This window comes from Mesorhizobium sp. BR1-1-3 (assembly GCF_020165455.1).
Classification (GTDB): domain Bacteria; phylum Pseudomonadota; class Alphaproteobacteria; order Rhizobiales; family Rhizobiaceae; genus Mesorhizobium; species Mesorhizobium ciceri.
Genome location: NZ_JAIUIC010000002.1, coordinates 19,195 through 32,084 on the forward strand (window position 1 = coordinate 19,195; position 12,890 = coordinate 32,084).

Below are 12,890 nucleotides of genomic sequence, written 5' to 3' on the forward strand. Positions count from 1 at the left end.
TCGGGCGTTCTGGGGAGGAACAATCAACTTACATCATGGTTCGGATGCCCTGTTGGGGGATGGCTGAAGCGGAGAACATTCATGAGCGAATATTCGGCGGCGGCTCCGAGCAGCCGCGACGACCACAAGCCGCGGGGCATCACCCGCTGGCTGTTTTCGACAAACCACAAGGATATCGGAACCCTCTACCTGATCTTCGCCTTCATCGCGGGGGTCATCGGCATGCTCTTGTCGGTGGGCATGCGAATTGAACTGCAGCAACCCGGGATCCAGGTTTTCCCCGGGTTAGCATCGATGATCTACGGCTACCAAGGCGACGCGGCCATAGATGCCGGCAAGCAACTTTACAACGTGTTCACCACGGCGCACGCGCTGATCATGATCTTCTTCACCGTCATGCCCGCACTGATCGGTGGTTTCGCCAACTGGATGGTTCCGATCATGATCGGCGCCCCGGACATGGCGTTCCCACGCATGAATAACATCTCGTTCTGGCTGCTGCCGCCGGCATTGATGCTGCTTTTATTGTCGATCTTCATGCCCAGCGTCCCCGGCGGATACGGTCCCGGGACCGGCTGGTTCCTCTACCCGCCCCTGTCGACGTCCGGCCATCCCGGTCCTGCCGTCGATCTGGTCATTCTTTCTCTGCACATCGCGGGAGCCTCCTCGATACTAGGCGCCATCAATTTCATCACCACGATCTTCAATATGCGCGCGCCAGGGATGACGTTGCATAAAATGCCTCTGTTCGTGGTCGATCCTCATCACCGGATTCTGCTGCTGCTGGCCCTGCCTGTCCTGGCAGGGGCCATCACAATGCTCCTGACCGATAGAAATTTCGGCACCACATTCTTCGCGCCGGACGGCGGCGGCGATCCTATCCGTACCAGCATCTCTTCTGGTTTTTCGGCCATCCGGAAGTCTACATCATGATCTTGCCGGCCTTCGGCATCGTCAGCCAGGTGATCTCGACATTTTCGCGAAAGCCGATCTTCGGCTATCTGGGGATGGTCTACGCGATCGTCGCGATCGGAGCGATCGGCTTCGTCGTCTGGGCCCACCATATGTACACCAGCGGAATAGGGCTGGACACGCAGCGCTATTTCACCTTCGCCACGATGGTGATCGCGGTGCCGACTGGGATCAAGGTGTTCTCCTGGATCGCGACCATGTGGGGTGGTTCCCTTAGCCTGCGCGCCCCGATGCTGTGGGCGCTCGGCTTCATATTCCTGTTCACTGTCGGAGGCGTGACCGGCGTACAGCTTGCAAATGCCAGCCTGGACCGCCAATTGCACGACACCTACTATGTCGTCGCACACTTCCACTACATTCTCTCGTTGGGTGCGATCTTCGGCATCTTCGCGGGCTGGTATTACTGGTTTCCGAAGATGACTGGATATTTGTACAATCCGCTTTTGGCTGCAATCCATTTCTGGACGACCTTCGTCGGTGTGAATCTCGTCTTCTTCCCCCACCACTTTCTCGGAATGGCCGGCATGCCACGTCGCTACATCGACTATCCCGACGCTTTTGCCGGTTGGAACATGGTCTCCTCCTTTGGATCGTATCTGTCGGCCGCGAGTGTCCTGATTTTCCTTGCCGGCATCGTGGAGGCTTTCCACCGGCGACGGGCCGCCGGCATGAACCCCTGGGGGCCGGGAGCCACCACATTGGAATGGGAGTTGACCTCTCCACCGCCTTTCCATCAATGGGACAGGCTGCCGAAAATCAAATGAATCCGGCTGGCGAGCGCGACAGGCGGCGGGATCGGCGCTGAGTTGGAAGGCGCGCGCCGCGCTGGCCGTGAATTGAACTATCGGAAGCTGATCACGAGCACGGCGAAAAAGCTGGCGAGGGCTACTGCCCAGCAAAACAACCAGTTGGCGATCAGCAGGACAGATTTCAGCACCGTGGCGTGGCAATAATCTTCGATGATCGATTGCATGCCCAGCCGCATGTGGACGCAGTTCACCAGCATGAAGGCGATGAGGGCGGGTGCGACATAGATCGATCCGACTACGCGGATGACGACATCTCGAGGCTCTCCGCTCAGCCTTATGACGACCGCGACGATGTAGATGACGAGGATCAACAGTGCAGCAGATGTCAGTCGTTCCAGCATGAACGTTTCGGTTCCGTGTTCAGCCGACCCAAGGCCGCGCACTCGAGCTAGCGGAGTTCTGATCGAGCGTCGGTCAGCCATCTTGCTTCCCCAAACTCACCTGGTTCCGTTGCCCGTAATTCAAGCTGTTGCTGTCCAATGCTCGGGCTCGCGTCACGGACGGATAGTGCGCAAGCACGTTCTCCAGTTTGGCGAGGCGAGCTTTTTGGGCGGTTAGCTCGTATCCTGAACGCCATCCAATCTTCCCGGGTCTGCCAGCTTTCCACAACTCCTTTTCAAGGAGCGAGATGCTGAGGCGGACGGCGTCGATCTCTTTGACCAGCGCGGCCTTCACCAATTTCCGACTCTGCATGGCTTTAGTTCCGGTGGGCAAGGGTGGCGCCAAACACAGTGCATTTGGAAATGTTCCCCGGTGGGCGTCCGGCGTAGAAAATATAAATGCTTCGATGCTGCCCTCAAAGCGGTCGCCACAAGCCCACCCGGCACTCGGCACCTGGGATCTCTGTCCCCACCCTGGTCGGGTCTCGCCTCCAATGGGCCGCGGCTTGCCGGGCTATGCTTAGGAACAAGCAGGCGCATGCTTGGCCCGCCCCTTGCGGCAGGTAAGATGACCAGAATCTGTTATTTGGCCAACATATGTTAAACATGCTTTTTGTTTCTCGATCGCGCAAAAATATTTGCGTTTCATCGTCGGGAACGTATCGATCCTCAAGAAGTTTGCGGGGCTAGTCAGGAGAACGGGCTATGTCGGGCAACGAAATTCATCAAGACGCCTCGCGTTTTCGCACCAGAATCCGTGTCGTGGACGCTCGCGTGTTCCGCGGACCTCATCTCTACAGCATGAGTCCAATGGTCCGGATCCAGATTGACCTCGGGGCCCTTGAGGCGTTCCCGACAGACAAGCTGCCCGGGTTTACCGAGGACATCGTTCGCCTGTTGCCCGGCCTTGCGGCCCATGGCTGCAGCTATGGCGTCGCCGGCGGGTTCGTCCGCCGTATGCAGGAAGGAACCTGGCTCGGCCACGTCGTGGAGCACGTCGCCCTGGAACTGCAGAACATGCTGGGCCACCGGGTGACACGAGGAAAGACACGTTCGGTCAAAGGCAGTCCGGGCACTTACAACGTCATGTTCGCCTACAATGATGAGGTTGTGGGGCTGCTCGCCGGACGAGTTGCGCTCGAGTTGGTGGATGGTCTCCTGCCGGCCAATCTGCATGGCCTCGAGGGGCTCGACGAGATTGCCGAAATGGACGGGCCATTCGATTTCGCAGTGAGGCTGCAGCAGCTCAAGGCTCGCGCCGCCGAGCGTGCCTTGGGCCCCACGACCGCCTCTCTGGTGCGCGAGGCCGGGAGACGGGGGATTCCCGCGGCGCGGCTCGATGACAGCAGCCTGGTGCTGCTCGGCCAAGGCAAGCATCAGAAGCGAATCCGCGCCAGCTGCACCGACCTCACTTCCGAGATCGCGACCGAAATCGCCTCCGACAAGGACCTGACAAAATTTCTGCTGCAGCAGGCCGGGCTAACGGTCCCCAGCGGGGAACTGGTGCGATCGGCGCAGGACGCGGTCGCGGCAGCGGCACGGCTCGGGTACCCTGTGGTCACCAAACCACTGGACGGCAATCATGGAAACGGCGTCAACATCGGCCTCGCAAGCGAGGACGAAGTCCGCTGGGGCTTCGAACAGGCGCGAGAACACAGTCGCAGCGTTATCGTCGAGCAGCACTTCGTCGGCTCGGACCACAGGATCCTGGTGATCGGAGGAAAGGTGGTGGCGCTTGCCGAGAGGGTCCCGGCACATGTCGTCGGCGATGGCCGGAGTTCTGTCGCCGAACTCGTCGAGGAGACGAACCACGACCCGCGACGGGGAGAGGGCCATTCTTCGGTGCTGACCCGCATCGAGATCGACGAATGTGTCGAGCATTTCCTGTCAAAGTCGCAGCTCACGCTTTCGAGCGTTCCAGCGCCGGGTCAAATGGTGCTCCTGCGACCCACCGCTAATCTGTCGACCGGCGGGACGGCAATTGACCGGACGGATGAAATCCATCCGGAAAACGCGCTGATCGCCAGGCGGGCGGCACAGATCGTCGGTCTCGACATTGCGGGGATCGACTTCGTCTGCCCTGACATTTCCCGGCCGGTCAGCGAGACCGGCGGCGGCATCATAGAGGTGAATGCCGGTCCCGGGTTTCGCATGCATCTCGAACCGTCCTCAGGCCGCGCCCGCAATGTCGCACGGCCGGTGCTCGATCTTCTCTTCAGGGGTGGCAAGGACGGCCGCATTCCAATCTTCGCGATCACAGGGACAAACGGCAAGTCGACCACCGCCAGAATGCTCTCGCACATTCTTCAGGCGAATGGTGCAACGGTCGGGCTCACCTCGACCACCGGCGTCTACCTGAACGGCGAGCGGATCATGACAGGCGATTGCTCGGGTCCGCAAAGCGCCAGGATCGTGCTTCGCGAGCCAGGTGTCGATGTCGCCGTGCTGGAATGTGCACGCGGCGGCATCCTGCGCGAAGGCCTTGCATTCGACGCATGCGACATTGGCGCGGTGCTGAACGTCCATGGCGATCATCTGGGGCTGAGAGGCATCGACACTATCGACGACCTGGCGGAAGTGAAGTCGGTGGTCGTCGAGTCTGTCCGCCGCGGCGGGTGGAGCATCCTCAACGCCGACGACATTCACACCTCCGCGATGTCGCGCGAAGCAGGGGGCAGGATCTGCTACTTCTCGCTGGTGAACAGGAGCGACTGGCCCGATTTCCTGTGCAGCCACGTGGCGGAAGGCGGCCGCGCCGTGACGCGGGAGCGCAGCAGGGACAGTTGGGACATCGTCATCCACGAGGATGGGGAGTCGATGTTCCTGATGGACGTCGACGAAATTCCCGCGACCTTCGAGGGGGCCGCTGAATTCAATGTTGCCAACAGCTTGGCGGCCGTTGCGATGGCACATTGCCACGACATACCTGCGGCAACTATCCGCGCTGCATTGGCCGAGTTCACCACCTCGTTCGAGCATTCTCCCGGTCGCCTCAACGTCTTCGACGGGCATGGTTTCCGCACGATCGTTGACTACGCGCACAATCCCGACGGGTTGAAGGCGCTGGGAAAGCTCGTTTCCCATATGAAGCGCGGGTATCAGCGCACGATCGGCCTTGTCGCAATACCGGGCGACCGCCGCGAATGCGACATACGCGAGATGGGCGCGGTGGCTTCGCGAATATTCGACGTCATCGTCTTCAAGGAGGATGAACATGAACTGCGCGGCCGAGCCCCCGGAACGATCGCCGGCTTGCTGCGGGAAGGCGCCTTGAACGCCGGCTGCGCTCCAGGGCGCATACAAGCCGTCTGTCCCGAAAAAGAGGCCGTCGACGTGTGTCTCCAGCTTGCTCGGGAGAAAGACCTTGTCGTGCTCACCGTCGACGACGTTGAGGCGGTCTGGAGCCACGTGACCGGGTTTGAGGGCGCGGCACCTTCTCGGCGAGGGCCCGATCAGACCCGTGTTCGCCATCTGAGGGCTGGCTGATGTGGTCGCTCATCCTGCACGGCGGCGCCAAGGAGATCGATCCAGAAGAGGAGGAGGCGCATCGCAACGGGTGCATCAAGGCGCTTGAGGCCGGTCGCGCCGTCCTGGCCGGCGGCGGAACTGCAGTCGACGCGGTAGAAGCCGCCGGTCGTGTCCTCGAGACGGACCCGACGTTCAATGCAGGATATGGCAGTGCCCTAAATTCGGACGGCGAGGTCGAAATGTGCGCAGGCGTCATGGAGGGCAGGGACTTCAATGTGGGCGCCGTCGCTGTGATCAAGGGCGTGCGCCATCCCATCAGTGTCGCCAAGGCCATGCTGCATGAGGAGCCAATCCTGCTGGCGTCGGACGGCGCCAGGCGTTTCGCGGCCGATAAACAACTGGAGCTTTGCGATCCGGCTGATTTGGTCACGCCGCAGCAACGCGATTTGGCCAGCAAGTCGGAGGCGAAGGATACAATCGGCGTCGTTGCCCTTGACCAGTATGGGGATCTCGCCGTGGGCACTTCGACCGGGGGACTGGACGGCAGCGCTCCGGGCCGTGTGGGCGATTCTCCGCAACCCGGTTGCGGCTACTACGCCGACAACCAGCTGGGCGCCGTGGCCTTTTCGGGAGACGGCGAGCATATCGCGCGAAAGGCTCTCGCCGCTCGCGTCATGCAGGAGCTTTCCGCGCGGCGCGCACTTTCCTCTGGACAGGCAGCTATGGCGGGCGTTGAGGAGGTGCTGGAGCCCTCCCTCATGGAGGTTGAGGCGATCGGCGGTGAAGCGGGAGCCATCGTGCTTACCCCAACCGGGAAGTCCGGGTGGGCGCACAACAGCCGGGAGTTCGCAGTCGCGTTCATGACCAGCGAGGACAACCATCCGCATGTCTTCGTGCGCAAGAGAGACGAGGGCAGATGACCGACAGGAAGAAAAGGCGCCCCTCCAATGGCAAAGCCGGAACGCTTGTCATTATCGGTGGCCACGAGGACCATGACGGCGATCGCGTCATATTGAAGGAGGTCGCAAGTCTGGTTCCGAACGGGCGCCTGGTCCTTGCGACCATCGCTTCGCATGAGCCGGATGGCTATCTCGAGAAGTATCAGAAGTCCTTCGGCGAGTTGGGCATCAAGGAAGTCGTCGAGCTCTACGTCAACGACCGTCTCGAGGCGGCGCATGAAAAAAAAATAAGCGCGCTCGCAAACGTGAGCGCTGTGTTCTTCTCCGGTGGCGACCAGCTCCGCATCACCAGCCAGATCGGCGACACCCCCATCGACGAGCGGGTGCACGAAATCTATGAAGCCGGAGGCATAATTGCCGGCACCTCCGCGGGCGCGTCGGTCATGAGCGATACCATGATGGTGAAGGGGCCGAACGCTGCGTCCTTTCGGATCGGCCATATTCGCATGGCGCCGGGGTTGGGCCTGCTGCCGAATGTCATCATCGACCAGCACTTTGCGGAGCGGGGCCGCATCGGGCGGCTCATCGGAGCGGTGTCGCAGAACCCACGGGTCCTGGGCATCGGCATCGATGAAGACACGGCGATCGTGGTGAATGGCGAGATGTTCAAGGTCATCGGCAGCGGCGCTGTCTATCTGGTCGATGCAGCCGGCGTCACGCATTCCAACATCGCGGAAGGTGAACCTGATGCCGCCCTTTCCATCCATGATCTGAGGGTTCACGTGCTGAGCTCCGGCGATGCCTTCGATCTCGCGATGCGACGCCCGGTCGGGGTTCCGTGAGGCTTCGATACCCTGATGGCAAAGATGCGGCGGGACAGCTGACCGAATTGGCGACGTCGATGCCGATGCACAACCGCGACGCGCTCAACGGTGGGCCACCGTGCAGACCCAGCGCAGGAGTCAGTATGTTTTCAAACCGGATAAAACTCGCCACACTGTTTGCGGCTGCCGCCCTGTCGCTGGCGGCATACAATAACGCACGCGCCAGGAAGGCCTTGGCTCCCCGTTCGAGGGGACGCACTCTGAGGATCGATGGGGTGGACCTGAGTATCATCGAGAAAGGCAGCGGGCCTCCTTTGCTCCTGTTGCATGGCAATGGCTCGGTTGCGGAGGATTTTGCGGTCAGCGGCGTGCTCGACCTGGCGAGTGCCAACCATCGGGTCCTCGCCTTCGACCGGCCAGGTTTCGGCGGAAGCTCGCGACCGGCTCGAAAGCGCTGGTCGGCGTGCGAGCAGGCCGATCTCTTCCACGAGGCCGCCGCCAAAATAGGCATTCACAAGTACCTCGTGCTCGGACATTCCTGGGGCGCGTGGATCGCGCTGGAGATGGCCCGCAGGCACGCTCCCTCGGTCGCCGGCCTGGTCCTCGTCTCTGGATATTACTATCCCTCACCGAGGCTGGATCTCGCTCTTGCAGCACTACCGGCCATACCGCTGATGGGCTCGGCATTTCTTCACACCTTGCTGCCGCTCGCAGTAAGGCTCGGCTGGCCGTCGGCCATGCGAAAGATATTCCGGCCCGGGCCGATCTCGAACGTTTTTTCAGTGAGCACAAAGGAGGTCGCCAGCCGCCCCTCTCAGTTGCGCTCAGTCTGTGTGGAGACAGCCCTGATGCTCAGCGCGGCGCTGTTTACGAAGCCTAGCTATCGGGACATCGACGTGCCGACCGGAATCGTGGCTGGAGCAGGGGACAGGCTGTTCGACGCTCGGCGTGAAGCGGAACGCTTGCATGCCGAAATTTCAGGGTCACTGATGGAAATAATCCCGAATTCCGGGCACATGGCCCACCACAGTGACCCGCAGGCGGTGCTCGGAATGATCGACAAGGTCACCTGTATGCCTCGTCCACCAAAAGAGGGTGGCAGCAGCGACGCGCTCTCGCCAGCTGCGCGCTGACCATCATCGATCAGGGCAGCCTGCGCCTTGTCGTATTGGCAGCGCAGGGTACTTGCGCCGAGCCGGTTCGCCGGGCGTCGCCCATTGCCCCCAGGCTGAGAGCGCCCGACACCAAGCGGCCGAACTGCCTCCTGAAGGCACGGGTCACGCCGGCGATGGATCCGCAGCAGAGATCGCCGAATGAAAGGACTGCGGGAAACGCGGTCGCTGATTTGCTCAGGCCTGCCGGTAGATGTGGCCTTCGTCGACGGTGGTCAAACGGCGCGTATCTCGACTGCGGCCGGACGGCGACCTCGCCGAACCGCTCGGCAACACGATCGAGGCCCCGCGGCATGCGGGAGCGCCGTGCTCGGTGACGACAAGCTCGGGCTGCAATGCCGCAAGTTGCCACCGAAGTCGCCGACGATGCATTTCGAAGCCGTGCACGGGCGACGTGGATAGACGTGTCGTCGGCAATCAAAGTCCCGTCAGCCTCCCGCCACAGAGGTGCTCCGGCGATGGCCGGGAACCTGTGCAACCATAGCCACCCGGTATGTAGGAACGGAACGAGGCAGTCTGCGGCTGGCTCCATCGCCGCCCATTTGTTAGGCGCAACGATGTTGCAGACCGTGACGAGGGAGACGAAGTCCGGTGCTACAAGGCGAACCAATCGATCGAAGGCCGCGAAATCATCAGCCAGAAGATGGCGAGAACAGCCGCGAAGGCAGGAAAGCCGAACGCGAACCAGAGCCGAAACAAGGTGTCATAGCGTTGTGGTGGAGGTTGCTTCGCTGCCGCGGCCTGCATAGCGAGATTGCGCATCTCGATCTGCATCCACACGACTGGAAGCCAGAACAGCCCGGTGATGAAGTAGAGCAGGATCGAAAGCACAATCCACCCCTCGGTCAGCGAATAGCCGGAATGCCAGGCGAGGAATGCACCGGTGACAGGTTGGGCGACGACGGCGGTTGCAGTGAAGATGAAATCGGCGATCACGACGATGCGTGCGACCGCCGCGATGGTCGCGGAATTTCCGGTCCGGTGAGCGAGCAGCATGAAGAAGGCGATGCCGGCGCCGGTGCCCAGCAGCACGGCCGCGCCGACGACATGCAGGAACTTGAGCATGAAGTAGGTCATCAGCGTTCCTCCAGGACCGCCAGCGCGACAAAATGCAGAACCAGGATCGGCAGGATCTTCAGGAATGGGCCGAGCGGCTCGTTCCACAGTTCTGGTCGCAGCATGGTCCCCGCGATCGCATAGAAAAGAGCCACCGCAATCGCCCCGAACAGCCCCAGCCGACTGGTCGGTCGCCAGGCGATCAACGCGCCAACCGCCATGTCGGCCAGCGCTCCGGCGATGACCGCCGGTTCCGCCAGCGGACCGATGGCCGTGCCGACCAGCAAGTCGACCCCGCGGCGCCAGCCGGTGGTCACGGAAATGATGCCGGTCATGATCCAGAAGAAGGGCAGGACAGTAAAGATCGCCGGCTTGACGAAATAGAGACGGGCGAACCATCGCTCCTGCACCGTCGCGGGATTGAGCTTTAGCGCCGCTTCGAGGCTGGATGGTTGGATCCCTGTCGCTGTGATCCACGCCTGCGGGTCGCCGACAGCGCCCCGCACGATTTCCTTGGCCGCATTGCTGCGCATCGGCGGTCGCCAGCCGAGCAGAGCCGCCGCATCGCCGACCCGGTACAGGCCGGCCGCGACGCTACCGGGCAGAGTGAACTCTCCAGCCGGTCTCGACCCGAGCCAGCGGCGGTAGAGGCCGACCACCTTGCTCATCGGCAGCGCTTCAGGTCCGGCAAGGTCAAGCGCAAGGTGCGATGCGCTATCGGGCCGGAGAAAATGCAGGACAGTGGCGATCACGTCATCCAACTGTACGACCTGAAGCCGACCCGTGCTGGGCATCACCGGCAACAGTGGCAATGCGGCCAGTCCGCGAAACAGCGCACTGGCGCCGAACGCCGGCCGGCCCAGCACGACCGACGGGCGCAGGATGACCCAGTCCAAATCGCGCGCCATCAACGCCTGGTCGCCAGCCAGCTTGGTGGCCGAGAAGGCGGACGGCTGCAGCCGATCGACCCCGATTGCCGAGAAGTGAATGACTTTTCTCACGCCTGCCTGCTCACAGGCGGCAAAGAGGGCCGATGCGCCGCCCGCATGCACTCCGCCAGTGCTTTCTTGCGTGCTGTCCTGCAGCACGCCGGCGCAGTTGACGACTGCATCGACGCCTATGAGGTGCGGGCTCCAGTCCTGCGTCCGCAGCGCCTTTGCCATGTCTAGCAAGACAGGCGGCAAGCCGGTGAAGGGCGCAGTGCCGGCACGATGCAGCACGCGAACGATTTCATATCCATCGGCGGCCAGGCGCGCGCAAAGCGAAGCTCCAATCAGACCCGACGCGCCGGTGACGAGAACCCTCACCTGGCACCTGAAAACTGCAGTGACAGTCGCGCCTCATCCTGTCTGCACGCGGAGCCGGACGAAACAGCGGTGTCGCTGCGATCGGGCCGCACGATCGAGCGATTCCGCGCGCCTCGCCGAGGGCAGATGGAAGCGAGCGTCGCGGCGCTGCTGGCGCGTCCGGCCAGAGCTCCGACAGTTTCGAGCAACGATATCGAGCGGAAGCTCGGGTTGATTGTTCCTTTGGTTTCTACCATGGGCGCTGATCCCAAGCTGCCACGGATGTTCCTGCAACCATTCATGGGCAAGGCGAGTTGTTCGCGCAGGAATGACCGCCTCGGACGGTTCGGTGCAACGACCGTATCCACTATTTGCTCATGCACGCAGCGCCAGCCAACCTGATCGACGGTGTCGATGGACTCGATCTCCTTCCCGCCCAACGCGTTCAGCTAGATCTAGGCGGCATCTTGCAGCGCCCTTTCATTTACGCTGGTTTCTCCAAGCTGCGTCAGCGCCTCGTCCGTTGCCTTCTCTTCGTCGAGCGTCTGCTGCAGCAGCGGAACCGCGTCATTCAAGCCGAGCAGCCTTGCCCAGGTTACCAATGTCGTATAACGGGCGATCTCATAATGCTCGACGGCCTGGGCAGCGGCAACAAGCCCGGCGTCGAGGGCCGGCGCCGCCTGGAACTCCTCCAGTATCTCCCCGCCCTCCTCAATGATGCCGTCGATCGCGGGACAGGTCTTGCCCTGCGCGCGCTTGCCGAAAATCTCGAACACCTGCTGCAGCCGCTCAACCTGACCCTCAGTCTCGTCGCGGTGCTTCTCGAACGCGGCGGTCAACTCTTGCGATTCGGCACCCCTGGCCATTTTCCTGAGGGCACTTAAGATCTTACGCTCCGCGTAGTATATGTCCTTCAAGGCTTCGTAAAATAGATCTTCCAGGCCCTTTGTGCTGCTCTGGGCGCTTTTCTTCGTCGCCATCTCCATGTCCCACTTCGAGTTCAATGCTTCGCGGCATATGCAGCTCTAACAACCAAGGCCATCGGTTGTTCCTCGCCCTCAAAGACATCGTGGGAACACGAGCAAGGACCGTGATCTCGCTCCGTTCTGGTCGGCACAACCGGCGCCATGTCGCCTCTGCGCCTGGCTAGCCTCGCGGCCGCTTGTCAAGCCGCCTGCCGCGCCTTAACCGGCGTTCTCGCCTATCGAAGTCGATTGCTGGTCACGCTTTCGCCGATCAATGTTGATAAGACGGCGGTCGGGGGCCGCGGCGCCGGAACGACCTCTTCAGCGTTTTGTGGGCAAGCTGCTGTGAGACCAGATCGCGCGCTTTTCGGCACATATTGCAAACCACAATGGTCGCTCGGCTGCCTCTGCCGGTCTAAACGGGACCCGGCCCGCGGCATGCCCGGATGGTTGAAGCGGATTGTTTAAAAGGTGTGTCGGGGTGAACTAGATCATGCGCCGCCATCGGTTGCGACGATCGAGCGACGATTGCTCCTACCGGCCGCCCGACCGCCGTTTCGCTTCTTCATCGATCCTGCGACCTGAGAATCTTGAGTGCCTCGTCCTTGGTGAGGCCGCACTTTCGGGCAAAGTAGTTCGCTTCGATGGCCCTTTCGCGATCCGTCCGAGACGCGGTGTTCTGCTTGGCCTTCTTGCCCATCGATGCTATCGCCTCGATTATATCGCCTGCTGGTGATCAAGCGCCTACGCCGTGGGAGGGCTCACGCGGGGATCGGGTCACCAATCGTGCAGCTCCGCTGCCTGGCTCGAACTGTGGTTTGGCGCGATTGTTCCGAGATCGCAAAACTTCGCAAGAGATGCCTGGCGCCGGACTTTGCTGTGGCCATTCGGGATCTGTCATCCCATCGCTGTGACCTGCAGACGAATGCAGAGCCTCAGCAGTTTTTTCGCCGCTTTCATCGTGGGTTAGTCCCGACAACATGTTCGTTCCAGTACCCGGAGGAAAACGTGCGCGACCAGTCTTTCTCCCATCTGGAGGCGCTCATTGATGTGCGTCCC

General features: G+C 61.7%; 10 protein-coding genes and 1 pseudogene. 6 read left to right on the forward strand and 5 right to left on the reverse strand.

All coding sequences use genetic code 11. The features are described 5' to 3' along the window. Window positions 1–81 precede the first annotated feature (81 nt). Window positions 82–1,736: pseudogene (gene ctaD / locus LB559_RS04430) on the forward strand (cytochrome c oxidase subunit I). 77 nt (window positions 1,737–1,813) lie between these two features. Here ctaD and sdhD read toward each other — a convergent pair. After that, window positions 1,814–2,203, reverse strand: coding sequence for a succinate dehydrogenase, hydrophobic membrane anchor protein (gene sdhD, locus LB559_RS04435; RefSeq protein ID WP_224673121.1), 390 nt, complete (start codon window positions 2,201–2,203; stop codon window positions 1,814–1,816). Between the two features lie 663 nt (window positions 2,204–2,866). On the opposite strand from sdhD, the gene cphA reads away from it, so the two are divergent. The 4 genes from cphA (at window position 2,867) to LB559_RS04455 (ending at window position 8,485) form a co-directional block, all read left to right on the forward strand. Continuing rightward, window positions 2,867–5,647, forward strand: coding sequence for a cyanophycin synthetase (cphA, locus tag LB559_RS04440; RefSeq protein ID WP_224673122.1), 2,781 nt, complete (start codon window positions 2,867–2,869; stop codon window positions 5,645–5,647). Then, window positions 5,647–6,549, forward strand: a complete 903-nt coding sequence (locus LB559_RS04445; RefSeq protein ID WP_224673123.1) for an isoaspartyl peptidase/L-asparaginase family protein — start codon at window positions 5,647–5,649, stop codon at window positions 6,547–6,549. The genes cphA and LB559_RS04445 overlap by 1 nt, the downstream gene beginning before the upstream one ends. Beyond that, entirely contained in the window at window positions 6,453–7,370 is a 918-nt protein-coding gene (locus tag LB559_RS04450; RefSeq protein ID WP_224673124.1) for a cyanophycinase, read from the forward strand. Before LB559_RS04445 ends, LB559_RS04450 begins: the two co-directional genes overlap by 97 nt. Before the next feature lie 257 nt (window positions 7,371–7,627). Then, entirely contained in the window at window positions 7,628–8,485 is an 858-nt protein-coding gene (locus LB559_RS04455) for an alpha/beta fold hydrolase (protein ID WP_224673125.1), read from the forward strand. Between the two features lie 633 nt (window positions 8,486–9,118). Here LB559_RS04455 and LB559_RS04460 read toward each other — a convergent pair. Together LB559_RS04460 and LB559_RS04465 are read right to left on the reverse strand one after the other, a co-directional pair. Then, window positions 9,119–9,601 (reverse strand): DUF2269 family protein, encoded by a 483-nt coding sequence (locus tag LB559_RS04460; RefSeq protein ID WP_013525048.1) that lies wholly within the window; start codon window positions 9,599–9,601, stop codon window positions 9,119–9,121. Beyond that, on the reverse strand, window positions 9,601–10,887 hold the full coding sequence (locus LB559_RS04465; protein ID WP_013525049.1) for an SDR family oxidoreductase: 1,287 nt from the start codon (window positions 10,885–10,887) through the stop codon (window positions 9,601–9,603). Before LB559_RS04465 ends, LB559_RS04460 begins: the two co-directional genes overlap by 1 nt. Here LB559_RS04465 and LB559_RS04470 point away from each other — a divergent pair. Beyond that, window positions 10,792–11,268: a hypothetical protein gene (locus tag LB559_RS04470; protein WP_164920089.1), complete on the forward strand. Its 477-nt coding sequence runs from the start codon at window positions 10,792–10,794 to the stop codon at window positions 11,266–11,268. The two genes, LB559_RS04465 and LB559_RS04470, sit on opposite strands and share 96 nt — an antisense overlap. Window positions 11,269–11,321: 53 nt before the next feature. On the opposite strand, the gene LB559_RS04475 is transcribed toward LB559_RS04470, so the two are convergent. Beyond that, window positions 11,322–11,846, reverse strand: coding sequence for a ferritin-like domain-containing protein (locus LB559_RS04475; RefSeq protein WP_224673126.1), 525 nt, complete (start codon window positions 11,844–11,846; stop codon window positions 11,322–11,324). Window positions 11,847–12,396: 550 nt separating this feature from the next. Next, on the reverse strand, window positions 12,397–12,531 hold the full coding sequence (locus tag LB559_RS32825; protein WP_013525051.1) for a hypothetical protein: 135 nt from the start codon (window positions 12,529–12,531) through the stop codon (window positions 12,397–12,399). Window positions 12,532–12,890 lie beyond the last annotated feature (359 nt).